This window comes from Chryseobacterium luteum, assembly GCF_000737785.1.
Taxonomy (GTDB): domain Bacteria; phylum Bacteroidota; class Bacteroidia; order Flavobacteriales; family Weeksellaceae; genus Chryseobacterium; species Chryseobacterium luteum.
On record NZ_JPRO01000023.1, the window covers coordinates 63855 to 89756 of the forward strand.

Sequence of the window (25902 nt, forward strand, 5' to 3'; positions counted from 1 at the left end):
GATGGATCCAATTAAGATAGATATCACAATTTTAGCCCCGGTGGACAAGGTTTGGAAGTATTTTAATGAACCTGAACATATCACGAAATGGAATTTTGCCCATGAAACCTGGCATTGTCCCAGTTCAGAAAATGATGTAAGAGTAGGAGGGAAATTTAAAACCAGAATGGAAGCGAAAGATAAAAGCTTCGGTTTTGACTTGGAAGGAACCTATGATGAAGTAATCCCGAATGCCAAAATCAAATATCATCTCGAGGACGCGCGGAGCGTTGAAATCATTTTTGATAAAATAGACGAAAACACCACCAGGGTTACCGAAATATTTGATCCCGAAAAACAGAATTCCGTGGAAATGCAGCGGGATGGCTGGTATGCTATCCTCAATAATTTTCACAAATATGTTGAAAATAACTAAAACACTCATCTTCAGTCATGATAAATCTGGTCATAATGGCAAAATGTTTAAGCTCCATTTATGCTGTTAATCATGTCGTTAAAAGTAATAATTTCCTGTCCGGTATTATTGCAGCACCGGCAAGAAGAGCTTTAGAAAGAGAAAAAATAGACTCTCTTGAAAAACTTTCGGGCTATTCTGAAAAAGAGATCATGAAACTTCATGGCTTTGGAAGAAATGCCATGGAAAAGCTTAAAAATCATATGAAAGAACACCAGGTTTCTTTCAGAAATGAATTATTGTAAATCCCGGATACTTCGTCATTACAGACTGCTTTTTGTCCGCAATGATCGATAAAACTATTTTTTACCTAAAATTTAATACTATGAATAACGATATTTTCCCATGTCTGTGGTTCGACACAGAATCCAAAGAGGCTGCAGAATTTTACTGCGGAGTTTTTGACGGAAAGATCACAGCAGATACCCCCGTTGTCATGAACATTGATCTGTTCGGGCAAAAACTAATGCTGCTCAACGGAGGACCTCATTTTAAAAAGAATGCTTCAGTCTCCTTTATGGTGATCTGCAAAACAGAAGATGAGGTACAGCAGTACTGGGATAAGCTGATACAGGGAGGAATTCCCCTCATGGCTCTCGATTCCTATTCCTGGAGCAGGAAATATGGCTGGGTGCAGGACAAATATGGAGTGACCTGGCAGCTGTTTTTAGGAGACAAACCGGAATCCCAGAAAATCATTCCTACCCTGATGTTCATTCATCAGAATAACGGGAAAGCAATGGAAGCTATGGAATTTTATACCCGGACATTTCCTGATTCCGGCATTGGAAATATCCTGAAATATGGTGACGGAGGAGAAGGACATCCTATATCCGAACCGGCTGAAAATATACAGCATGCCCATTTTACTATTGATGGCTACAGCTTTTTCTGCATGGATAATTCTTATGACCATCAGTTCGATTTCAATGAAGGAATTTCTATCGTGATCATGACGGATGACCAGGTACAGACCGATCATCTTTGGAATACTCTTGTTTCAGAAGGCGGAAGAGAAAGCATGTGCGGCTGGCTGAAAGACAGGTATGGAATGAGCTGGCAGATCGTTCCGAAGAGACTCATTCAGCTGATGAACGATTCCGATCAGCAAAAAGCCCAAAAAGTAGTACAGGCTATGATGAAAATGCAGAAGATCGTTATTGAGGATCTGGAAGAGGCTTATCATTCTTAATAGACCGGTTTGCTGTTGTGTCTTTCAGTTTTCGGCTTGCTGTTTGATGGAGTTTAAATAAAAGATTTGCTTATGAAAACACAGAACAGATCACAATCCAAATCAAAAGTTCCAAAAGAAGGGCTCTTTCCGGAGATCATGCGTAAAGATTACCAGGGAAGCGGGAAACTCAAAGGAAAAAAAGCTGTTATTTCAGGAGGAGACAGCGGAATAGGGCAGGCTGTAGCCGTTCACTTTTCAAGAGAAGGCGCAGATGTTGCGGTCATTTATAAAGAAAGCGACGATGATGCCAAAGAAACAAAACGGCTGGTTGAAGAAGAAGGTCGGCAATGCACCCTCATAAAGGGCGATCTCACGAAAAAAGCATTCAGAGCAAAATGCCTGGAAAAGATAAAAAAAGACTGGAAGAACCTGGATGTCCTGGTCAATAATGCAGGAATTCATACCTCCAAAAACAGCCTCGAAAAGATCTCTGATGATCAGATTCAGGAAACGTTTAACACCAATATTATTTCCATGATTTCTTTTACGAGAGACTTTTTACCGTTAATAGGTGAAGGGGGCCGGATTATCTGCACAACATCTGTGACGGCATATAGAGGAAGCGATCACCTGATTGACTATGCAGCTACCAAAGGTGCGATTCTATCTTTTATCCGTTCCCTTTCAACCAATCTTGCCGAAAAGAAAATTTTGGTCAACGGAATTGCTCCCGGACCTATATGGACACCTCTTGTGAAAGAAGCTTTTGACGATCTTTCAACATTTGGAAAAGATACACCGCTGAAGCGGGCCGGACAGCCCTCAGAAGTGGCACCGGCTTATGTTTTCCTTGCCTCTAAAGATGCAGATTATATCACAGGAGAGGTAATTCACATCAATGGAGGAGATTTTGTAGGAGGCTAGAAAGAATTAACAGAAATTAGAAATTATGTTAGAAGGCCTAAACTTAATGATCTGAAAACTAACATCTAATTTCTGACAATTTAATATTTAATATAAAAAAACAATGCATAAATTATTTTTTGAGATTCAAATTGATGCCCCGCCTGAAAGAGTTTGGGATGTGCTCTGGAGCGATATTACTTACAGGCAGTGGACAACAGCATTTACCGAAGGTTCCTTCTAAATGGGAACTTTTGAAGAAGGAAGCATTATGAAATTTTTTGATCCCCATAATAACGGAATGTATAGCCGTGTGGAAAAAAATATATCCGGGAAAGAAATGAAGTTTCTGCATCTCGGAGAAATTTATGATGGTGTAGAGACTGAACGGGACTGGGGTGATGCCACGGAAGATTATATTTTAGAAGAAACATCAACAGGGACAATATTGAAAATTGAAATTCAGACATCTGAAGAATTTAAAGAATTTTTTGAAGAAAAATTTCCAACCGCTTTGGGAATTGTGAAAAATCTTTCGGAAAATCAATTGTAAACAAAAAAAAACTACAAAAAATATGGAAACCTTATCGTACGAAATTATAATTGACGCCCCATTGCAGAAGGTCTGGGACGTTCTTTGGAATACCGGCACCTATACCGAATGGACCCAGTTTTTCGGTTCCGGATCCAAAATGAAATCTGACTGGAAAGTGGGCGGAAAAACCTACTTCGTGAACGCAGAAGGCGAAGGAATGGTATCAACCATTGACAGTCTTGATGAGCCCAACCATATTATTTTCAAACATTTGGGAATGGTGGACAAAGAAGGAAATGAAGATACCCAAAGCAAAGAAATAATGGAATGGAGCGGCTGTTTCGAAAAATATATTCTTATTGATCTGGAAGGAAAAACAAAACTTCATACTGAAGTACAGGTCGAAAAACAGTGGGAAGATCATATCAATAAAGGGTTTATACAAGGACTAGAAGTTGTAAAAAGCCTGGCTGAAAAACAATAATCGCTAAAATTTAAACAGGCTCTTAATTAAATAACCTTATGGACTTTCAAAGCCTGTAAGGTTTAATGATGTTATGAGTAACCATTATTAAATTTACATGAACTTAAAGCAACAACATGAAATTATTAACCATCCTTTTCAGTACATTTATTTTGGCCCTGCTGGGAACTTGGGCTTTTCAGGGAAAGCCGGACCTTTTATTCTCAGGAAACCTGGGTATGGCTGTGTTCATCATATTTACAGGATTCTCCCATTTTAAATTCCAGAAAGGCATGGCCATGATGATTCCTGATTTTCTTCCCGCTAAAATGTTCTGGGTATATTGTACAGGAATTCTTGAGATCGCTGCGGGAATAGGGCTGATGATTCCTTCAATAAGAGAAATAACAGCTGTACTATTGATTATTTTCTATGTTTTGGTTTTTATCGCCAATATCAATTCTTCTAAGAAAAATATCAATATTTTCAAAGCAGATTATACCGGTCCGGGTATGAAATATCTTTACACCCAAAGAATTCCAATGCAGCTTATCCTGATTGCGTGGACCTGGTATTTTGGAATTTACCTAAATTAACCTGAATCGGGATAAGGCTTAAAAATAAACCCAACGATCAACTAAAGCATTCATTTGGTTTTTAAGTTAAACAAAGCTCTTTACTTATTGTTTTAAACTTATTTTTATAAAATTTCAATAATTTATGTAACATTTTGAAGGTTGGACTGTCATATTATATAGACGATTTTAATTGATTTAAGATCTTTGATAGAAAATTTAACCATCCAAAATATGAATTATGAATCTGAACACTAAAATTTTTGGTACGGCCCAAATCGTACTGTCAGCAATTATGATTAATGCACAGACCTCAACGGCTAAGCTGCCGGGCGACCCTACGCTTCCATCCACTAAAACAAATCTTGAGAAACTGATTTCTTATGATAAAGGAAACTTCAAATACAAAGTAGAAGATTATTTTGCAAGACCCAATGCTTCACAGTTTAAAATATCCCCCGATGGACAGTATCTTTCCTACAAAGAAAAAGATAAGGACAAGAAAAACCATGTCTACGTAAAAGAGCTGAAAACAGGGAAAATCACCAAAGCAATTGTTGAAAAAGACGACCTTATCAAAGGCTACGGCTGGCTCGATAAAAAACGCCTTTTCTTCACCCAGGATAAAGGAGGAAATGAAAATATCCATCTTTACGCAGCGGATATCGACGGGAAAAACCTTAAAGATCTGACTCCTTTTGACGGAATTACACTGGGAACTGTAAAACTGATAAAAGATACGGAATTTGTTGTGGTGACTATGAATAAAAACAACAAACAGATCTTCGAGCCTTATAAGATCAATTTCAACACGGGAGAAATGACCCAGCTGTATGAAAATAAAGATGTTAACAGCCCTATAGATGATTATATTTTTGATAAAGACGGCAATCTGAGAGGATATACCGTCCTTGAGAATGGCCTGACAACCAAAACCTACTATAAAGACCTGCAGACAGGAAAATTTAACCTGCTTAAATCCACAGACTGGAAAGACACTTTTAGCATCATAGGACTTAATGATAATTCCAAAAATAAGGATGAAGCCTATCTTGTCACCAATCTGGACAGTGATAAATCCAGGATAGTCCTTTATGACCTGAAGAAAAATGCAGTGATCAGAGAAGTATATTCAAATCCTGTCTTTGATGTAAGCTCCATAAGCCTTGCCGGTAAAAACAGGAATTACGAACTCGATTATGTAAGCTATGACGGGATCAAAAGTGAAACCGTTCCGGTAAGCCAGTTTTATAAAGAAATTGATGCTAAACTGAAATCTGAATTTAAAGACAAACAGTTTTCTATCGTTTCTTCCGATGATAATAATGATAAGCTTCTGGTTTACGTAGGAAGCGACAAACTCTATGGCGCCTATTACGAATATGATACAAAAAATAAAAAAATAAATCTTCTTTACAACCTGATGCCTCAGCTGAAAGAAGAGGATATGGCAGAAATGAGACCTATTGAATTCAAAAGCAGGGACGGATTAACCATCCGCGGGTACATAACCCTTCCGAAAGCCGCTCTTGAAGGTAAAAAAGTTCCTTTAATTGTGAATCCTCACGGCGGTCCGCAGGGCATCCGTGATGAATGGGGATTCAATCCCGAAACGCAGCTTTTTGCCAGCAGAGGCTATGCAACGCTTCAGGTGAATTTTAGAATTTCAGGAGGCTACGGGAAAGAATTCCAGAAAGCAGGATACAAGCAGATCGGGAGAAAAGCAATGGATGACGTGGAAGACGGTGTGAAATATGCCATAGAGCAGGGTTGGGTAGATAAGGACAAGATTGCAATCTATGGTGGAAGCCATGGAGGATATGCAACCCTGATGGGCCTTATCAAAACTCCGGATCTTTATGCCTGTGGCGTAGATTACGTAGGAGTATCCAATATTTTTACCTTCTTCGATTCCTTCCCGGAATACTGGAAGCCGTACAAAGAAATGGTAAAACAGATCTGGTATGATCTTGATAATCCTGAAGAAGCAAAAATTGCCAAAGAAGTTTCTCCGGTTTTCCAGATCGATAAGATCAAAAAGCCTTTATTTGTAGTACAGGGAGCCAATGATCCAAGAGTCAACATTAATGAATCCGACCAGATTGTAAAAGCGATGCGTGCAAAAGGCTTTGAAGTTCCATACTTGGTAAAATATGATGAAGGACACGGATTTGGAAAAGAACTGAACAGACTGGAACTGTACAAATATATGCTGGGCTTCTTTGCCGAGAATTTCAGCAAAAAATAAATAAAAATTTCTAATAATTAAGAACGGGAAGTGTAATGCTTTCCGTTTTTTATTTTAAATACAAATGACACGATGAAATTATTTGTGACATTAGTGTAAAGATTTGTGGTATCAGTGTTTATTTAAAATCAATAATTATAAAGAATTTGTTTAAACTTCTTTGTTGGAAAATCGCAAAGTTTTAAACTGTATGGATGTTTTCAGGCGCAGGAAAATCAAAGATTTTCAGCAAAAGTTCTATAATAAAAAGTGAGAAATTTTATCTCAGATAAAATCTTTGCGCCTTAAGATGTCTTTTATAATGTCATTTGCGCCGTTGCGATTGGTCAACTATATAAAATATAAATTTAAACAGATTTAAAATAAAAATAATTAAAACCACGATCAACAAAAGAAAAACCGGATTTCCGGAAAAATATTTTAAATTTATTAAAGTAAAACAAAAATATCAATCGTCATAGCAATATGGAGGTTGTCGAAGAAATAACAATGCCACAGGAGGAGAAAGCAAGCATCATCTCACAAACCGTTTCAAAGTACGGCGGAAAGCTGATGTCTTATATTCGTCCCAAAGTGAAAAACACAGAAGATGCGGAAGATATTCTGCAGGAGGTCTGGTATCAGTTCAGCAGTATTACCAATCTTTCTGAGATTGTGAATGTGGGTGGATGGTTATATAGAGTAACTGCAAATAAAATCACAGACAAATACCGGAAGAAGAAAACCGAAAATCTTGAAGACTTTGTTTATGAAGATGAAGACGGAAGTTTTTCCATCAAAGATATCCTTTTGCTGGATGAAAGTGCAGGTCCGGAAGTGAAAATGTTTCAGGATGAAATTTGGAAAAAATTATTTGAAGCATTAGATGAACTTCCCGAAAAACAAAGACTGGTTTACGTTGAAAATGAATTAAACGACAAAACTCTCCAAGAAATTGCCAATGAACAGGGCGAAAATATAAAGACCATTATCAGTAGAAAAAATTATGCTGTGAAGCATTTGAGAAACAGACTGAGAAGATTATACGAAGATTTAAATAGTTAGTAAAAAGAAAGTTATGAATCATAATAAACACAAGAAAGGCTGGATTCTTTTATTCTTATGTCCGCCATTGATTTTATTGGGTGTTACATGGATCGTCATGTCCCTTTGGAATTGTTTGCTTCCTGATATTTTAGGATTGAAATCAATAACCTATTGGCAGGCAATGGGAATTTTGATTTTGAGTAAGATCCTGTTTGGAGGTTTCCATTTTGGAAAAGGAATGAGAGACTTTAAGGAAAGAAAAATGAGAGAGAAAATGGAAGGACTTTCTCCCGAAGAAAGAGAAAAATTCAAAGAAGTCTGGAAAGACAGATGTTCAGGCGGATTCTTCAACAGAAACAACGGATAATTGAAAAATTTTAAGAAGTAGTAAAGTAAAATTGAAATTCATCCGTCTATATAAAAAACAAGAAGTAGTAAAATTTAAAATTTTGAAAAAATGAAAAATTCAGCATTAAAAGGAGCTCTGGGAGCATTAGCTGTTGTTGGGATAGCATTGGTTGCTAAAAAAATAGCACAGAGAAAAAGATTTATGAAAGGTATTTTCAATGAATACGGAATCAGAGAAAGATCACCTTTCGGACTGGCCGACAAAATCAGAGAAATGGACGAAGAGCAGTATCAGGAACTGAAAGGGAAATTCAAAAAAGAATTTACTTCAAGATGCTGCAAAAAGGATAATATTGTAGAAGCGTAAGCAGTAAACAACTAAATTGAAATTGTTAATTCCGGCGCGGGAAGCAAAGCTTCCCGCGCCGGAATTTTTTTATAGGGAATAATGGCTTCGAGAACCTAAGTCACCAGAAAAGTAAGGAGAGTTCATTGTCAATAGGAGAGTAAGGAGATTTGAGAATGACCAGGAAACATACATTTGGGCTCTGCTGAGTGAAACGCCTTTGCGAACTTAAAAAAAACATGAAGCTTATCAAAGAACTTTGTGGTCTTTGCGATAAAAAAACAGCATGGCATACCCATTAAAACGGCATTGTGGCCATTTGTGAAAAAATTGGTGTCATTCGTGTTAAAAAACATATCATTTATGCTGAAAACTGAAACATTCCCCTAAAGAATAAACCCGAAAAAAAATAAATTCCTATTTTTGTATAGTTCAATGAAAGACTACTACTATTTTCTCGGGATTTCTCCGGATGCTTCAGAAGAAGACATCAAAAAGGCTTATAGAAAATTATCTTTAAAATACCATCCGGACAAGAATGATAACGACGATTTCTTTGCCGGGCGTTTCCGTGAAATTCAGGAGGCTTATGAAATGTTGAGTGATCCGGGCAGGAGACGTAGCTATGACCAGAATTTAGAGAGCCATCAGAAAAGTTTCAGGTATAATATTCCGCCTTCTATCAAAACTTTCGCTTCTAATAAAATTCATGCGAAAAAGGGGGAAGAGATTATCATTAACTGGCAGACGAATAATGCCGATGTGGTGAAAATACTGCCTTTCGGCCTGGAAAAACCTTTTGGAGAAAGAACTTTTAAGATCACGGAATTTAAGGACGGGAAATTCCAGCTTTTGCTTCATGCAACGAATTCTCTCCTTCACAAAACCGCTGTGCAAGGAATAACCATTACGGAAGTCTTTGAGAATGATGCTGCTCAGTTCAAAAGTAGTGTAGAGGAAATGTTTAAGCCTCAGCCAAGAACACCTGTCAACCGATTCGGCCAGCCAAAGATCATCATGCTGATCTGGGGAATTCTTATTTTGGCGGCAGCCCTGTATTTCCTATTCAGAAACTACAGTTAATTTAAGCGATCTTTTTTCTTCCCGGGCATTTTTTGCATCTTTTTCCCTTTTTGAATTTCTTACAACATGATTTTTTTTCGCAAAACATGTCTTCATTATTGAATGCATATACTGGAGATAAAGGCGGTACTTTAAATGGGGTAATCATATTCATGCTGCAAATATATTAATTTAGAATAAATATAGATAATAAATTTAAAAAAAATGTTTAAAACTGACTCTTAACAGTTTATAGCTAAATTTATTTCAAAAATGATGAAAATGAAATGATCACTATAAAGCAAATTTTTACGAAACTTTTTCATTTAAAAAATACAGGCAGAACTTCAGAAGAATTTTTATATTCATTTTTTTAATAAACCAATTGTTTCGTTGAGCATTTACAAATAAATCTACAATTATGTTAAGAAATGCTAAATTGAAATTTAAGCAATAAAACAGTCAAAACTCATTAATTTTAAAACTGATATGAAACTTTCTTTGTTATTTCAGCAATTTTGAAGTGTTGTATAATCCTGTAAATTATTGTAATTTTACGAATCTTTTTTTACAAACAAAATCTAATACAAAAAATGAATACAGAACAGTTTGTGAGCCGTCACATTTCCCTTAATGAAGCCGATAAACAGGCAATGTTGGAAAGATTGGGCGTTTCAAGTATTGAAGAACTAATTTCTCAGACCATTCCTTCCTCTATCCGTTTAGAGAAAGACCTTGAGATCTCTGAGCCGCTTTCAGAATACGAAATGCTGAACCATTCTAAAGAGCTGGCATCGAAAAATACCGACTATACAAGTTATATCGGTTTTGGATACCACAATACATTATTGCCTTCAGCTATTCAGAGAAACATCTTCGAAAATCCCAGCTGGTATACCGCGTATACGCCTTATCAGGCAGAAATTGCACAGGGAAGACTGGAAGCGCTTCTGAATTTCCAGACCGTAGTGTGCGATCTTACAGGCTTTGGGCTGGCGAATGCATCTCTTTTAGATGAATCTACTGCAGCAGCAGAGGCTATGCACATGTTCTTTAACAACAGAACGAAGGACCAGAAGAAAGCTAATGCCAACAAATTCTTCGTTTCCGATCTTGTTTTACCTCAGACGCTTTCCGTTTTAAAAACAAAAGCAGAAGGTTTAGCAATCGAGATCGTAGAAGGTGATCACAAAACTCACCAGCTGGACGAAACTTATTACGGGGTCTTATTGCAATATCCGGGTAAAAACGGTATAGTTTTAGACTATACAGAAGACATCGTAAACTATAAGAAATTAGATCTGCAGGTAGTTGTAGCTTGTGATCCGATGGCTTTGGTTAAATTAAAATCACCAGCTTCTATGGGAGCTGATTGTGCCGTTGGAACTTCGCAGAGATTCGGTATTCCATTGGGCTACGGAGGTCCTCACGCAGCATTTTTCTCTTGTAGAGAAGATTACAAAAGAGACATTCCCGGAAGAATCATCGGGGTTTCCCAGGATATGTACGGAAAACGTGCATTGAGAATGGCGCTTCAGACCAGAGAGCAGCACATCAAAAGAGAAAGAGCAACTTCCAATATCTGTACAGCGCAGGTACTTCTTGCAGTAATGGCAGGAATGTATGCGGTTTACCACGGTCCGAAAGGATTAAACTATATTGCTGACCAGATCCACTTTAAAGCAAACGCTTTGAAAAACGGTCTTAAAGCATTAGGATACCAAACCGTTGAAGAGCCAATCTTCGATACTGTAAAAATCACGATGAGTGAGGATGAAAAAGGAAGATTGATGAGAATGATGCTTGATCACAGACTGAATCTGAACTATTTCACAGAAGGAGTTGTAAGCATTGCGATCAACGAGAGTACGACATTGGAGAAATTAAATGATCTGATGGCTTCTTTTGCTCAGTTTAAAGACAAGCAGACTTTCAAATTAGAAATTAAAGAAGGATACAGCATTCCTGAAGAACTGTTGAGAAAAGACGAAATTCTTACGGAGCAGGTATTCAACAAATACCATACGGAAACAGAATTGATGCGTTACATCAAGCATCTTGAAAGAAAAGACCTGTCATTAACGCATTCAATGATCTCTCTTGGATCTTGTACCATGAAGCTGAATGCAGCGACTCAGATGTTACCGCTTTCATGGGACAATTGGGGAAGTGTCCACCCGTTTGTACCTGTTGATCAGGCTGGCGGTTATCAGGAAATGATCCGCGAACTGGAAAAAGATTTAGCTGAAATCACAGGTTTCGCAGGAACTTCTTTACAGCCGAATTCCGGAGCCCAGGGAGAATATGCAGGATTAATGGTAATCAGAGAATATCACATTTCAAGAGGTGAAGGCCACAGAAATGTAGTATTGATCCCTCAGTCTGCCCACGGAACCAATCCGGCTTCTGCAGCAATGGCAGGAATGAAGATTGTTGTGGTTAAAAACCTTGAAAGCGGAGAAATCGACTTTGAAGATTTAAAAGCTAAAACAGAGCAGAATTCTGAGAATTTATCTTGCGTAATGATCACTTATCCGTCAACTTACGGATTCTTTGATGCCAATATTAAAGAAATTACAAGCCTCATCCACGAGCACGGTGGTCAGGTATATATGGATGGTGCCAACATGAATGCTCAGGTAGGATTCACAAGTCCCGGAAACATCGGAGCAGATGTTTGTCACCTGAACTTGCACAAAACTTTTGCTATTCCTCACGGAGGCGGAGGTCCTGGAGTTGGCCCGATCTGTGTGGCCAAGCACCTGGTTCCTTTCCTTCCTTCCAATGCGAATATCAGAATCGGGTCTAAAGAAGCGATCGAAGGTATTTCCGCAGCGCCTTACGGTTCAGGTCTTATTCTTAACATTTCTTATTCTTACATTAAGATGTTGGGAACTGATGGACTGAAAAAAGCGACCGGACATGCAATATTGAATGCTAATTACCTTAAAGAGATACTGGCAGAGCATTTCCCGATTTTATATTCAAATAAGAGTGGAAGAGTGGCTCACGAATGTATCGTAGACTTCCGTCAGTTCAAATCTTTAGGAATTGAAGTGGCAGATGTGGCGAAGAGACTGATGGATTATGGATTCCATGCACCTACCGTTTCTTTCCCTGTTGCAGGAACACTGATGATTGAGCCTACAGAATCTGAAAGCAAGTCTGAAATCGACCGTTTTGCAGAGGCATTAATCTCCATCAAAAATGAGATTGATGAGATTGCCAACGGAGAAGCAGATCAGGCCAACAATGTACTTAAAAACGCTCCTCACACCGAGCAGCTGGTGATCTCAGATTCATGGGATAAACCATACAGCAGAGAAAAGGCAGCTTATCCGTTGGAGTGGGTAAGAGACGACAAATTCTTCGCTTCCGTATCCAGAGTTGATGAAGCTTATGGAGACCGAAACCTGGTTTGTACCTGTGAGCCGATTGAAGCTTATATGTAATCATTGACAATCAATATAAAACGCCCGTTTAGAATCTAAACGGGCGTTTTTTTAATTATTTTTATCCTGTTACCTTCTCCGGTAACTGTATATGACAAGAAGTGCTATAGCCATGGTACCAAAAGTTACCATTGAAACTGTTTTAATTGACATCTCACTGTTTTTTACCTGCGATGTATTGTCATCTTTTTTATCACATGAAAACAAGAATACTGCTGTCATCAATAGACAGCCCAAGAGTAATTTTTTAATCATATAGATGTATTTGTTTGGTTTTAAATATTTTACGAGCAAAAAATATACCGGATATTCTATTTGATTAATAATTCTGTATGTGATAAATAGGAATTCTTAAATAACCTGAATCTGGGATAAGGTTTAAAGTAAACGCAATGATAAACAAAGCTTTATAAAGTATTCAGTTGATTTTTAAGTTAAACAATGCGTTTCACTTGTAAATAAAGCAATACACAGAAAATATTTGTATTTTTTACTGAATGAAATGTTCTTGTATTTCTTATTCTACATAGCGGAAAATGTTCTTTGTATGCCTTTGCGATAAAATATTCTCATCCCGAATTCAGTTAAATACAAATGGGGAAAATATGGGCAGGTAGACTGGTCAATTCTTTTATCCTGTAATTTTCAATGAATCAATAAGTCCCTCACTGAGCTCGAAATAGTATTTCAAAATCAAGGGACTTCCAGGAAATGTTCCTGAAATTTCCGCTGACAAAACATTCTCTTTCTCATTGTAATCTAAGGGTTTCATGGTGGCCTTATATTCTTTGTTGGCGGTGTCTATCCAGTTTTGTATTTCTGTTTTCCCATTGTGGGTTTTGCCTTCGTCGAATACTACAGCGGTCTCTGTGAAGCAATCAGCATACGCATGGCTGTCAAACTGATTTTGTGCTTTCACTAATTCTGAAATGATGTTGGGTAAATTCATTTTATTTGGTTTTAAATTATCAATTATCAATTATCAATTATCAATTATCAATTATCAATTATCAATTATCAAATGGTTGGTATTGTTCCTCCGTCGATCACAAATTCGGTTCCGGTGAGATAACGGGCCCTTGGCGATACCAGAAAACCTACCAGTTCAGCTATTTCCACGGGTTGTGCGGGCCTTCCGTAAGGAATTCCTCCCAATGCATCCATTACGCTTTTTGTGGCCTGCTCTACCGTGCTGTTACTGCTTTCGGCAATTCGTTCCATCATTCTTGCAGATGATCCGGTCATGATCCAGCCGGGCGAAACGGTTAACACCCTGATTCCTTTTGAGGCGACTTCATTGGATAAGCTTTTGCTGTAATTCACTAAGGCTGCTTTTGCCGCAGCGTAGGGAAGGGTACTGTCGTACAGTGGTAATCTCGCCTGAATAGAGGCGATGTGAATAATGACACCACTTTTCCTCTCAATCATTTGCGGTAAAAAGCCCCGGTCCAGGCGTACCGGTGATAAAAGATTGGTCTGCAGCGAGTACAGCCAGTCTTCATCAGTCAAAACAGCAAAGCCACCGCTTTTCGTCTCCGATCCTCCAAGATTGTTGACTAAAATATCCAGTTTCCCGAATTTCCGTATAACTTCTTCCACCACTTTTTGGGTTCCCTGAGAGGTACTGAGGTCTGCCGAAATAAAATGCAGATCCGGGTTTTGCTCTTCGGGTGGGTTCCTTGCAACGGTAATTACGGTTGCTCCTGCGGCCAGTAATCTTTCTGCGATGGCTTTTCCGGCTCCTTTTGTACCGCCTGTAACTAAGGCTGTTTGGCCAGTTAGCTCATTATTGAAATTAAATTGATTTTCCATTTCTTAAATTCTTTGGTACAAATTTCAGAAGTATCTTAGTTTCCGGCAATAAGGGAAAGTCGAATGGCATAGGGATAATTTTTTCCCCTATTGTACATTTTCGAACAATGGGTTAATTTTGTTATATGCATGAAAGAAAAATTCCTTTAAACTTAAATTGCGGTCTTGATCTGACCGGTGAAGTGCTTTTCGGGAAATGGAAAATCCGTTTGCTGTGGTTTATTAATGAAGGCCATCGGCGCCCGAGTGAACTTCAGCGCAAAATTCCCGATGCTTCAAGACGGGTGTTGAATATTCAGCTGAAAGAACTGGAAGAACATGAACTGGTTTCAAAGATCATTTACGCCCAGGTTCCGCCAAAAGTAGAGTATTATCTTACGGATTTCGGGAAAACACTGATTCCTGTTATTTCCGTATTGGGAAATTGGGGAGATACGTATGAAGAGCGTTTGCGGAACGTTATTTTGAAGAGATAGGATAGGTATAGTTTTGGTAGCGGGAAATTAGGCTGCCACTACCACTTAGGGAAATTGAGCTAACGTTGATTTTTAGTATATAAATTTTTTAATTTATAAGATCATATATAATCTTTCTAGGATATTTTTTCAGCTCATCATATTTCTCTTTCAGTTCCTGAACCTTATTCTCTGCAATTAAGGTCTGTCCGTTTTCCAAAGCTGTTCTAATATGTTCGGCTGAAACGGTTTTTGTAGCCGGCAAAAGCATTACTTTACCGGGATTTCTGCCTGCCTTTTCACATGCTTTTTTTATTCTGTCATTGATGATTTTAAGATTGTGGAGGATGTCTTTCATGGCTGTGTAATTTCCCGGGATTCCAGCTTTTTAATTAAAGCTGATTTTACTGACGTTAAAGCATGGTCTTTCGCTTCAGCAAAAGAAATATTATACTTGCGGTCTACATTTTTCAACTCTTCCGGGAATTTTGAGAGGAGATCGTCATAAAAAGTATCAAGAAACTCAACAGATGGCATTTCATAACCGATCTTCAGCTGGAAACGTCTCAATAAAGCAGTATCAATGATCTCTGCATGATTGGTTGCACAGATCAAAAGGGCATTTTCAGGATAATAATCAATCAGTTGGATCAGGGTATTCACCAGCCTTCTCATTTCGCCTACATCTTTATCGTCGCTTCCTCTTGCTTTCCCGATCTGGTCCAGTTCATCCAGGAAGAGAACGGATCTTTCCCTGGCGGCTTTGTCAAAAATCATTTTAATATTCTGGGAAGTCTCCCCGATACGCGAAGAAACAATATTGCTCAAATTTAAGATCAGTATACTTTTACCTAAAGCATTAGCTACAGCTTTGGCGGTCATTGTTTTCCCGCATCCGGAATTCCCCTGCAGGAGGATCTTATTATTCACCGGAAGCCCGTATTCCTGAAGCTCTTTGACGTAGGTATGCTCTTTGATGAGCTGTACCAGCTGGTCCCTGTTATTTTTACCGAGAAATACATCGTTGAGGGTTACTTCCTCCTTATCCTGAATGATGAGATTGTACAGATTCATGTGAAAGCTAAAAAATGATTCTTATCTGCACAAAGATAAAGTTTTATTGAATGATTACCGGTACTGAAAAATAAGCTGGAATATTATCCAATCACTAAAAACAAGAAAAGCCGAACTATTGTTCAGCTTCACTGTTGGATATATAAATTATTATGAATTAGATTTTGAGATTATGTTTTCGGGCCCTTTTACTCCAATGAGTAAAAGAGCAGAATCTGAATATTCAGATTAAAACATAAACCATACAATTAATATAGGTGTTCTATAAGCTCGTTGCTTTAAAAGAACTTAGTTTCTCTGTTCTCTTTTTACAGTTGTAAAATAAGAAGCGAATACTACTACACATGTTGCGATACCGATGTAAGTTACCATTTTGTTTTATTTTTAATTATTTGACTTTATTTTATCAATTTTCTAATTGCAATATTACAGTTTTCAAATCACATGCCAAAGCAAATAATCATGATGTATATCAGTATGTTATATAGTTAAAAGCTTAATTTTAAATGAGTATTTGTTTACAAAAAATTAATATGTTTTTATGAAATTATTAATATATTTATTGTCTTATCTGTAAAAAATTAAAAAATTGACAACCGTTTAAACACTTCTATATCGAACTTGATAAAACAAAAAATAAGAAATGCGATGCATACTATTCACTTTTAACGTTGTTTTTAAATGTCAGATTTTGGAAGATGGACGAAATATAATGTTAAGAAAACTTATTATTTGTGACTGAATTTTATCCCTGAATTTTTGAAAGCTGTCAGATTTTATGACACCAATTTGAAAATTTTGTCACATATATTGGAAATACTGACAGGTTCCAAACTCCTGCTGTCAGACTTTTTATATAGATGTATTTTTGTTTATTAAAAATATATTGTGTTAATTACTTTGATGAATTATCACATAGAAGTGTAATATATGATGCATTTTTTGACATACAGGTTTTCTTATTTAAACGTCCAGGAAAGGATTGAGATGCAGCAGGAAATTTGCAACCGCTTTTGAATTCAATAAGATGAATCAGAAGTAACTTATTAACCTGTTTTTTTATTAAAAAGAAGCTTTATTGGGTAGAAAATCAATTCAGATATTAAACTTTATAGAAGATGTAAAAAACTATCTTATTGTTCATACCGGCATCGAATACTGTACGAAGATAGATTTGTGATTCTTAAATTGAAGGTTAATGAGTTAGTAAAGCTTCTGATCTTTTTCGCAGTAAAAGCTTCGTCTTTTTCCTAAGCCGGTCTGTTTTTTCACTAGTTTCCCGCCACATTTCGGACATGTGGTTTTGGTATGAACCAGCCAATGTTTCTTTAAAACGAATTCACGTTTCCATTCCAAAAAATCGAAACTGTAATTTCTCGCTTCTGCGATTAGTTCCTTCAGTTTTTTTGCAGGCAGATTTCCTGTTAAACTTTCAGGCTGCACACCAATCCTGAACAAAACTTCATTTTTAATGATATTTCCTACGCCGGAAAAAATATCCTGGTTCATCAAAGCATCACAAACCATCATTCCGGGTTTGGATTTCAGTTTCTTTTCGGCCTTTTTAGGATCCCAGGCATCACTCATAATATCTGCTTCCCAATCTATTGATGATAAAAATTCAGGTTCCACAGATTTAACGGAGCAGGTGTAAAAATACATGCTTCCGGATTTGAAATGAAGTGAGAGGCGCAGGCTTGTATCTGGTTTTGTCTGTTCATCAATACTGTATGATCCGAACATCAGCAAATGAATACGAATAGCTGTATCGTCTAAAACAAGATAAGTCTGTTTTCCGAAAGTACGGATCTCTTTAAGGGTTTGACCAATGAGCGGTTCCTTATCGAATTTGGCATTACCTGAAGCTTCTGTTACTTGATTTCCGACAAACGGCTGCAGGTTTTCTTTCATTAAGATGATGGATGGTCCTTCAGGCATGGCTTTGCTTTTCAATAAAAGTTCAAATACTGTTCCGTAAAAATAAAATTTGGAGTAATTTTGAAAAATGATGAATTTAAACCAGATTTTTACGAATCAGCGTACAGGTAACAATCCGCATACTAAGGCTTCAAGAACTGATTTCCAGAGAGATTTCGACAGAATTATCTTCTCTTCTGCGTTCAGACGACTACAGAATAAGACCCAGGTTTTTCCTCTTCCCGGAAGTGTTTTTGTACACAACAGGCTGACGCACTCTCTGGAGGTTTCGTCGGTGGGGCGGAGTTTAGGAAGTATTATCGGCGAATTTATCTTTGAAACCTATAAAAATGACCTTACGGAGGAATCTAAAAATTTTTATCTTCATAATTTAGGAAACGTTATTGCAGCTGCCTGTCTCTGCCATGATGTAGGAAATCCGGCTTTCGGACATTCGGGGGAAGATGCGATTGCGAGTTATTTTGAAAGGAATGAAAAAGAGCTGAAGCTGAAATTTAATGAAAAAGAATGGGCAGATCTTGTCAGTTTCGAGGGAAATGCCAATGCCATAAGAGTTCTGGCCCAGCGCCAGCAGGGAAAAGATGAAGGAGGAATCCAGCTGACCTTTTCTACTTTGGCGAGTATAGCCAAATATCCCTGTGAAGCCGTTGCCAAGAAAAAAGGGATTATTCACAGGAAGAAATTCGGGTTTTTCCAGAATGAGAAAGATATTTTCCTTGAGATTGCAAAGGCAACGAATTTAATTCTAGAAAGCGAAGAACCCTGTATTTTCAAAAGACATCCTTTCGTATGGCTTGTAGAGGCGGCAGACGATATCTGTTACAACATTATTGATATGGAAGATGCCCACAGATTGGGAATTGTATCCACATCAGATTGCGAAAACCTGTTTTTTGAACTCATCAGATCTGAAAACAATGATACGGAAAGGGTGAAAAATAAGCTGGCTTCCATTTCCAATGAAAATGAAAAGATCTCTTATCTGAGGGCAAAAGCAATTAATGCCCTGATCAATAAATCCCTTGAAATTTACAAGCATAATTTCGAGACCATTCTCCACGGAAATCTGGATAACGGACTTCTTGATATGTATAAATCTGAAAACCAGGCTCTGAAGGATATCGAAGCTTTCTCTATTGAAAAGATCTACAATCATAAAGCTGTGGTAGAAATTGAAAACGCCGGCTATAATGTGATGTATGAGCTTCTTGACCATTTCATTCCATCCATTCTGAAACCTGAAGAAGAGCGAAAATCGTACGATAAAAAAGCGCTGAAACTCCTTCCCAGACAATTCGTATACGAAGACGGATCGGATTATCAGAAAGTACTGGGTGTTGTAGATTTTGTTTCAGGAATGACCGATAATTTTGCCACCGATCTTTACAGAAAAATCAAAGGTATTGATATTGGAATGACGGTTTAAGCTTATTAAAAGGTCTCTGTTATTTTACACTATTAAAAAAGCTTAAGGAATAAAGTATAATTAAGATCAATTATTCTGAGTTAAGACTTTAAAAAAATTAGGGGCTGTTTAAATTTTTGAATCTCGCAGATCCGGCAGATTACGCATATTTTTATAGCTGAAATAAATCTGCCGGATCTGCGAGAGAAATATTTTTCTTTAGTAATTATTTCTACATCATAATTGAATAAAATTTAAACAGGCTCTTAATATTCTTACCCACTTATTATCTTAATGGTTCAAAAACTAAAAGTATAAGCAATTTAAAAAGCATAAAAAATGCCCCTAAAAAGGGTCTAACTTTTTGGGGGCAGTCCATTTCCGGAGTCTCTGTATTATTTTCTGGTTTTGGAAACCTCTTTTATCAGTGTATACTTTATAGAAGATCCGTCAGCTGGCGGATTTATGATTTTTTCGGTTTTCACTTTCAAAACGTATTCATATCCAGGCTCATAAGTGAATCCTTCAATATTTGTATAAAGATTAATCCATTCTTCTGAAGCTTTTTCTTTTACCTGCAGACATTTCATAGGTGCTGTACCTGTACAGTCTGCGGTTTCCGGTCCTATGATGAATGTTTTTTCATCTGCTCCGGCAGTGCTGGATGCAGCGGTACATTGTATGATTGTAAATAATGCCGCTGCAGGAACAGCTCCTTTCAGAATGGTTGCAATCTTCATAAACTTTATTTTATATCGTGGCCGCAATTACTATGCCGGTTTTTGATGCAGTTTTGCTATTGTTTTTTATTTTTTAATTATTTAATTTGAGGTTTCTAAAATTTAACCGAGAACATTTACCCAATATAATATGGAAAATCCAATTCAAATTGAAAATTACAAAATTCAGAAACCTGAGGCATGGGCAGGAAATATGGAAGATCAGGAGCTGATTGATAAAATCAGAGACTCTGAATTTTCCAGGAAACATATTGATGAAGGAAGAGACTACTGCTATTTTCTTGATAAAAAATATTATACAAGCAATAAGGAAAACAGTGAATATGTCTGTATGGCCTATACGCTGAATGAGCCGGGAAATTTAGAAAGAGCCTCTGTTTCGGATGTTATTGTAGAAGAAAATGAAGTATACAGTATTCACAGGATCAGTGTCTTGAGAGACGGTGTGCTGATAGATAAGATTCCGGATACCAAAATAAAAGTACTGGACAGCGAGAGCCAGAGCAGCGGTGGAATTTTGAGCAGCAATAAAAAGATCAATATTACCATTAAAGATCTCCGGCTTTATGATGTTCTGATCCTTGAAGATTCGAGATGTAAAGCATTTACGGAACGTGATTTCCTGAGAAAGGAATTTTCAAAGTATGTATGGGTGAGCCCGGATAATTACTGGGCATACGGAAACTTTAAATTTACTTTTATTAATGACCGGGAGCAGAATATTGCTTATAAAAAAACATTTTTCAGAGATGAGCAGGGAAATGTTCTGGAGCCTGAGATCCATCGTCTGAATAAAGGCGAGAGGTTCATTATAGAAGAACAGAATTACATCAATCCGGTAGATGCGGGCCGTGAAATTTTCCCATTTATAGATTTTGCAACAGAAAACAGCTGGAAAGACCTGTCCAACTATATTGCTCCGATTTATGAAGAAATGTTCAGTAAATATTCTTTAAAAGATTTTGCTCCCCATCTTGCTGAAAAGCTGGATGCAGTACCGGATCAGGATGAAAAGCTACAGTTTGCCATAGAATATGTTCAGAATCATATTTACTATATCTTCAATGCGGATGAAATGAATGGCCACAAGCCGCAGGAGCCATCTGTAACCTATGAAAACAAGCAGGGCGACTGCAAGGCAAAATGTGTTTTACTGAAGGTTATTTTAGATTACATCGGAGTTGATTCCTCGGTGGTTCTTGTTAATTTCCATACCGATTATTACATCAGATATTATCTGCCGTCACTGCTTAGTTTTAATCATGTGGTGGTGAAGATCCATTATAAAGGCCAGGAATATTTTATTGATGCCACAATCCGTGATGAATTCGGACTGATAGAAAACCGCGGTTTCATTTACTTTATGCATTACCTTGAAGTGAAACACGATCAGGTATTGCAGGAGAGAGGATCATATAAATTCCCCTATTACTGTGTTGATGAAAAAGTAGAGTTCAATGCCCGGAATACAACCGGCAGGCTGCAGCTCACCACGACCTATAAAGGAAACCGCGCCAATGCGATGAGAAGGTATTTTAAGGTTACCAATAAAAGGGAGATCATAGACAGCTGGAACAGCTTTATGTTTTATGCCCTCAATTATTCTAATGACAGAAACGGAACCGATGTTAGAAATATATTCAAAGATGCAGTGATTGATATTGTAAGCGATGATAAAAAATTAAATGAATTCAGGATTCATTACACCGCTACAGTAGAAAATCCTTATTATACAGATCCGCAGAAAAACCGTTTCTTAATGTATTTTGACCGGAATGTCATCAAGGCAAGCGCAAGGGATTTCATACATAAAGATCTTCCGTTCTGGCATAATTTCGACAGTGAAAAATATGAGATCAGTTTATATACAGACCAGAAAATTGATACCGAAGAAAAATATACGGTTCAGGAAAGCACTATCAGCAATCCGTATTTTGAGTATAAAAGCCGTAAAAAGATCAGTAAAAACGGAGCCACGGTTTTTATAGAATATAATCCTCTGGTCAATATGGAAATTCCTCGTGATCAGTTTGAAACATTCCGTGAAGATCATCACAGGGTGGCAGACAGTAATTTCGGATTGGGAATAGATATTATAGAACCCGGCCTGATGAATATGATTAAATTTAACTTTAAGAAGAAGTTTAAATAGGTTGTAATATAGTGTATTATGATTTTTATTTAAAGTTTATATTTAAGGTTTTGTTTTATTGATTTCGGCGGCCGGAGGCCGCCGAAATCAATAAAACATCATCCCATCTCCAGAGTACAACCATAACAAATTTTTATTTTTAGAAACTTAAATGGATTTATAAACATTCAGGCATTCAACTTTAAAAGCTGATATATCAAAGCTTTTGTGGTGAAAAAGTACACATTAATGTAAACCTTCAGTATCCTCAGTTTCCTTCAGTTCCGGGGTTTTTCCCCTGAATTTCTGTTGACCGGTCAATAGTTCAAAAAACAATCTGAAATCCGAAATCAATGACCATATAGGATATTTGAAAGTAGCAGGTGTATTTTTCTCAATAACTGCATGGCTGAACCATGCAAAGCCGTATCCAAAGATCGGTATATACCACAGAAACCTTTCCTTTCCTGAACTGATAACATACCAGATCACCACAAATATCAGAAGGGTTCCGATAAAATGAAAGATCCTTGTTCCTGTTTTACTGTGCTCGGTAAGATAGAACTGATAAAATTCTCTGTATGTTTTAATTCTTTCTGACATGGCAAGATTGGTTTATAGTTTATACTGCAAACTATGCAATAATTCTGCCGATTTGATGAGAAAATAAAAAGGCAAATTCGCTGAATTGCGAATTTGCCTTTATTATATTGTATTATGTGTTGTTATTTTGAAACCGTTTCTTTTCTAAGCTTACTGTTTTTATAACCGTAGCAGAAATAAATTACCAGACCCAGAGCGAACCATAGTCCGAACCAGAACCAGTTCTCATGGCTCATTCCTGTAAGAAGATACAAGCAGGAGCTTAAACCGATTAAAGGAATTAAAGAGAAATTTTTAATAAAAGTGAAAACACACAGGATCAGGTTGATCAGAATGAAAACTAAAATCGAAGCTCTGAATTCGCCCTCTTTGGGATCATTCCAGTCTCTTAAATTATTGAAAAATTCAGGTTGCCATAGATAAAAACCAATAAGTCCGCCGATGAAAATAACCGGGAATAGGATTTTACCGTTAATATAAGGAAGATGGAACCTCCCTTTGATCTTCTGTTTTGCAGGAAGCATTAAAACTCCGGCGCAAACCAGTACGAAAGCGAAGATTGTTCCGATACTTGTGAAATCGAGAATAAAAGTTTTATCTGTAAACAGAATAGGAACTCCAACCGCAATACCTGTAATAACAGTCGCAAATGAAGGGGTTTTGTATTTTGGGTGTACAGTCTTGAATTTTTCAGGCATCAGTCCGTCGCGGCTCATTGCATACCAGATTCTCGGCTGTCCCATCTGGAAAACCAGCAATACAGTAGTGATGGCAACAATAGCTACGAAGGAAACGACAAGTTCCATCCAGGCAACATTCGCATTCGATTTTTCAAATATGAATGAAAGCGGGTCTCCTATACCGTCAAACTTCCTGTAATCAACCATTCCTGTTAAAACCAGTGTTAAAGCAATATATATAACCGTACAAAGTACCAGGGAAATAATCATTCCTTTAGGAAGGGTTTTCTGAGGATCTTTGGTTTCTTCGGAAAGCACACTTAATGCATCAAAACCGATGTAGGCAAAGAAAACGCCTGAAACTGCGCTCATTACTCCTGCAAAACCGTTGGGCATGAAAGAAGCTACATGGGTTTCCGGATTTACCGGGATCCAGTTATCCGTATTGATATAAGAAAAGCCAATGAGGATCACTAGAACAATGACTGCTAACTTTAAAATAACTAAGGAGTTATTGAAGTTTTTACTTTCTTTCACTCCTACATAACAAAGCCATGTAATAAGACCGTTGATCACTAATGCAGGAACGTCAACGATGAATTTTAAACTGCCGATCAGTGGGGCAGACTTCCATGCGTTCAGAAGTTCTTTATTCTCGGAACCGTTCTGAAAAGCTTTTCGGGCCTCCGTGTAGCTGCAGGTAAGATAATCGGGGATATGCATGCCCAGACGTTCTAAAAAGCTGGTAAAATAATCGGACCATGAAAAGGCCACATAAATATTTCCGAAAGAATATTCCATGATAAGCGCCCATCCGATTACCCATGCAATAAGCTCTCCGAAACTGGCATAAGCATAAGTATACGCAGAGCCGGCTGTAGGAATTCTGCTGGCAAATTCAGCGTAGCATAATGCGGTAAAACCGCAGGCAAAACCACAAATCAAATACAGTAGAATCACTCCGGGGCCGCCTCTGAAAACCGCTTCACCCAAGCTGCTGAAACTTCCGGCTCCAATAATGGCCGCAATACCAAAAAAAACAATATCCCAAACACCTAAAACCCTTAAAAGGCTGGTAGAAGTGTCTGTTTCTGAATAGTTTTTCCTTCTAAAAAGTTGATTCATTCAATATTTATTTGAGTTTGAAAAAAAGCAAATGTAATCATTTTTTATTTTGGTGTCGGGTATAATCATAATATTTCGTTAAAATAGCTGAGATTATAAGAGCTAAAGGCCTTTATTCTTGATAAATAGGTATTTCCACATAACTGTCGTTGTACCATTTTATTTCCGGCTGCCAACTGGAGAAAGTAGTCTGAAAAAGTAAGTTTGCTGGTTTTTTTAGCCTCTGTAATTATTGCCGGACTGTCAGTTTTGAGACAAGCAGCACATCTGTTTTTCCAAAATAGCAGAGCCGTTTACAAAAATTAATGCTAAAAGTATTCTGATTTTCATGTAATGGTATGTTTTTAGCTGCTGTAGAATGAGGATTAAATCAAAATATTTTTTTAATAACTCTACGTTGATATCTATCCGGTTTTTATGATACTAAAATAATTATTTTTTATCATCAGACCGTAAAAGGTGTTCAACGGGTATTTTGGATTATTAAACCTTTTAAAACTTGCTTAAACAATAAGTTTTTAATATTTTCGTTAACTTATAAGACTAATCTTTTTATTCAGAAAAAGAATGAATTCAAAAAAAATCCTTCTCTCAGCTGCAGTGCTTTATTTCGGAACTTCCGAAGCACAACAGTCACAGTACTTTACACAGAAAGACAATTACAGATTCAGCCTCGCAGAAAATCTTTATCAGACCAAAATATACAATGCTTCTCAGTTCGAATATGCAAGACAATACTTCTACAATCAGAATTTGTCCAAGTCGAGAAAGGAAGCAGCACAGTTTTTTGATAACGTGATCGGGGTGATTCTACAGAAAAACCATGCGGAGGAGGGGTTAACGGCCTTCATGAAAGAATATCCCAATTCTGCGTATTTTGCTCAGGCCAATCTGCCGCTGGCCGATTATTATCTTGCTAAAAAAGATTTTGAAAAAGCTCTAGAGACCCTGAAAAAAGTGAATCAGTACCAGCTTTCAAAAGAAGAAAATACACAGTATATTCTGAAACTGGGCTATGCCAAATTCATGATGGGTGATACCAAAGGAGCTACAGATGCTCTGGAGGAAGCCTATAAAACAGCTGATGAATCTCAGAAAGGAGACATCGCGTATATGCTGGGTCACCTGTATTATTCCAACAGACAGAGTGATAAAGCGTTCCAGTATTTTGATTCTGTAAAAGACCAGCCGAAGTTTTCCAAACTGGTGCGTCCTTATTATGTACAGATGTACTATAATGACAAGAATTATGATCAGGCGATTACCGAAGGAACTGCTCTTCTGAATGAAGATATTTCTGATTCCTACAAAGCGGAGGTTCACAAGATCATCGGAGAGAGTTATTTTATGAAA

The 25902-nt window shown here is 37.3% G+C and carries 25 protein-coding genes; 17 read left to right on the forward strand and 8 right to left on the reverse strand.

Annotated elements, in window-relative coordinates; all coding sequences use genetic code 11:
• Position 1 precedes the first annotated feature (1 nt).
• The 13 genes from IX38_RS18905 (at position 2) to gcvP (ending at position 12586) form a co-directional block, all read left to right on the forward strand.
• A complete protein-coding gene (locus IX38_RS18905; RefSeq protein ID WP_034707501.1) occupies positions 2–415 on the forward strand; it encodes an SRPBCC family protein in 414 nt (137 codons plus the stop codon).
• A gap of 35 nt (positions 416–450) precedes the next feature.
• Positions 451–699 carry a helix-hairpin-helix domain-containing protein gene (locus IX38_RS18910; protein WP_228378002.1) on the forward strand — a complete coding sequence of 83 codons (249 nt, stop codon included), beginning with the start codon at positions 451–453 and terminating at the stop codon, positions 697–699.
• A gap of 80 nt (positions 700–779) precedes the next feature.
• Positions 780–1646 (forward strand): VOC family protein, encoded by an 867-nt coding sequence (locus IX38_RS18915; RefSeq protein ID WP_034707532.1) that lies wholly within the window; start codon positions 780–782, stop codon positions 1644–1646.
• A gap of 72 nt (positions 1647–1718) precedes the next feature.
• Positions 1719–2552, forward strand: coding sequence for an SDR family oxidoreductase (locus tag IX38_RS18920; protein WP_034707504.1), 834 nt, complete (start codon positions 1719–1721; stop codon positions 2550–2552).
• Positions 2553–2802: 250 nt separating this feature from the next.
• A complete protein-coding gene (locus tag IX38_RS18925) occupies positions 2803–3084 on the forward strand; it encodes a hypothetical protein (RefSeq protein WP_228378003.1) in 282 nt (93 codons plus the stop codon).
• Between the two features lie 22 nt (positions 3085–3106).
• Complete coding sequence (locus IX38_RS18930) at positions 3107–3550, forward strand: SRPBCC family protein (RefSeq protein ID WP_034707505.1); 444 nt, start codon at positions 3107–3109, stop codon at positions 3548–3550.
• Positions 3551–3666: 116 nt separating this feature from the next.
• On the forward strand, positions 3667–4125 hold the full coding sequence (locus IX38_RS18935; RefSeq protein ID WP_034707506.1) for a DoxX family protein: 459 nt from the start codon (positions 3667–3669) through the stop codon (positions 4123–4125).
• Between the two features lie 220 nt (positions 4126–4345).
• Complete coding sequence (locus IX38_RS18940; RefSeq protein ID WP_034707507.1) at positions 4346–6352, forward strand: S9 family peptidase; 2007 nt, start codon at positions 4346–4348, stop codon at positions 6350–6352.
• 465 nt (positions 6353–6817) lie between these two features.
• Positions 6818–7396, forward strand: a complete 579-nt coding sequence (locus IX38_RS18945; protein ID WP_034707508.1) for an RNA polymerase sigma factor — start codon at positions 6818–6820, stop codon at positions 7394–7396.
• A 13-nt stretch (positions 7397–7409) separates the two neighbouring features.
• Positions 7410–7745 carry a hypothetical protein gene (locus tag IX38_RS18950; protein ID WP_034707509.1) on the forward strand — a complete coding sequence of 112 codons (336 nt, stop codon included), beginning with the start codon at positions 7410–7412 and terminating at the stop codon, positions 7743–7745.
• A 90-nt stretch (positions 7746–7835) separates the two neighbouring features.
• Complete coding sequence (locus tag IX38_RS18955) at positions 7836–8093, forward strand: hypothetical protein (protein WP_034707510.1); 258 nt, start codon at positions 7836–7838, stop codon at positions 8091–8093.
• Between the two features lie 414 nt (positions 8094–8507).
• Positions 8508–9155: a J domain-containing protein gene (locus IX38_RS18960; protein ID WP_034707511.1), complete on the forward strand. Its 648-nt coding sequence runs from the start codon at positions 8508–8510 to the stop codon at positions 9153–9155.
• Between the two features lie 572 nt (positions 9156–9727).
• Positions 9728–12586 (forward strand): aminomethyl-transferring glycine dehydrogenase, encoded by a 2859-nt coding sequence (gcvP, locus tag IX38_RS18965; protein ID WP_034707512.1) that lies wholly within the window; start codon positions 9728–9730, stop codon positions 12584–12586.
• A 631-nt stretch (positions 12587–13217) separates the two neighbouring features.
• Here the strand turns inward: gcvP and IX38_RS18970 are convergent.
• Positions 13218–13535, reverse strand: a complete 318-nt coding sequence (locus IX38_RS18970; protein ID WP_034707513.1) for a hypothetical protein — start codon at positions 13533–13535, stop codon at positions 13218–13220.
• Positions 13536–13603: 68 nt separating this feature from the next.
• On the reverse strand, positions 13604–14398 hold the full coding sequence (locus IX38_RS18975) for an SDR family oxidoreductase (RefSeq protein WP_034707514.1): 795 nt from the start codon (positions 14396–14398) through the stop codon (positions 13604–13606).
• A 125-nt stretch (positions 14399–14523) separates the two neighbouring features.
• On the opposite strand from IX38_RS18975, the gene IX38_RS18980 reads away from it, so the two are divergent.
• Entirely contained in the window at positions 14524–14874 is a 351-nt protein-coding gene (locus IX38_RS18980) for a winged helix-turn-helix transcriptional regulator (protein WP_034707515.1), read from the forward strand.
• An 88-nt stretch (positions 14875–14962) separates the two neighbouring features.
• Here the strand turns inward: IX38_RS18980 and IX38_RS18985 are convergent, their stop codons facing one another.
• The 3 genes from IX38_RS18985 to IX38_RS18995 form a co-directional block, all read right to left on the reverse strand.
• Positions 14963–15211: a type III PLP-dependent enzyme domain-containing protein gene (locus IX38_RS18985; RefSeq protein ID WP_051884904.1), complete on the reverse strand. Its 249-nt coding sequence runs from the start codon at positions 15209–15211 to the stop codon at positions 14963–14965.
• Positions 15208–15927, reverse strand: a complete 720-nt coding sequence (locus IX38_RS18990) for an AAA family ATPase (protein WP_034707516.1) — start codon at positions 15925–15927, stop codon at positions 15208–15210. The genes IX38_RS18985 and IX38_RS18990 overlap by 4 nt, the downstream gene beginning before the upstream one ends.
• Before the next feature lie 1203 nt (positions 15928–17130).
• On the reverse strand, positions 17131–17865 hold the full coding sequence (locus IX38_RS18995) for a DNA-formamidopyrimidine glycosylase family protein (RefSeq protein WP_034707517.1): 735 nt from the start codon (positions 17863–17865) through the stop codon (positions 17131–17133).
• Positions 17866–17935: 70 nt separating this feature from the next.
• Here IX38_RS18995 and IX38_RS19000 point away from each other — a divergent pair, with 70 nt between their 5' ends.
• Positions 17936–19291, forward strand: a complete 1356-nt coding sequence (locus IX38_RS19000; RefSeq protein ID WP_034707533.1) for a deoxyguanosinetriphosphate triphosphohydrolase — start codon at positions 17936–17938, stop codon at positions 19289–19291.
• Between the two features lie 374 nt (positions 19292–19665).
• On the opposite strand, the gene IX38_RS19005 is transcribed toward IX38_RS19000, so the two are convergent.
• Positions 19666–20010 carry a DUF4377 domain-containing protein gene (locus tag IX38_RS19005; protein WP_051884906.1) on the reverse strand — a complete coding sequence of 115 codons (345 nt, stop codon included), beginning with the start codon at positions 20008–20010 and terminating at the stop codon, positions 19666–19668.
• Positions 20011–20140: 130 nt separating this feature from the next.
• Between IX38_RS19005 and IX38_RS19010 the strand changes: the two genes are divergently transcribed.
• Complete coding sequence (locus IX38_RS19010) at positions 20141–22162, forward strand: DUF3857 domain-containing protein (RefSeq protein WP_051884908.1); 2022 nt, start codon at positions 20141–20143, stop codon at positions 22160–22162.
• Positions 22163–22387: 225 nt separating this feature from the next.
• Here the strand turns inward: IX38_RS19010 and IX38_RS19015 are convergent, their stop codons facing one another.
• Both IX38_RS19015 and IX38_RS19020 read right to left on the reverse strand, forming a co-directional pair.
• A complete protein-coding gene (locus IX38_RS19015; protein WP_051884910.1) occupies positions 22388–22744 on the reverse strand; it encodes a DUF962 domain-containing protein in 357 nt (118 codons plus the stop codon).
• A 122-nt stretch (positions 22745–22866) separates the two neighbouring features.
• Positions 22867–24549, reverse strand: coding sequence for an APC family permease (locus IX38_RS19020; protein ID WP_034707518.1), 1683 nt, complete (start codon positions 24547–24549; stop codon positions 22867–22869).
• Positions 24550–25116: 567 nt separating this feature from the next.
• On the opposite strand from IX38_RS19020, the gene IX38_RS19025 reads away from it, so the two are divergent.
• Positions 25117–25902: tetratricopeptide repeat protein (locus tag IX38_RS19025; RefSeq protein ID WP_034707519.1), on the forward strand; the 786-nt coding region annotated here is incomplete at its 3' end.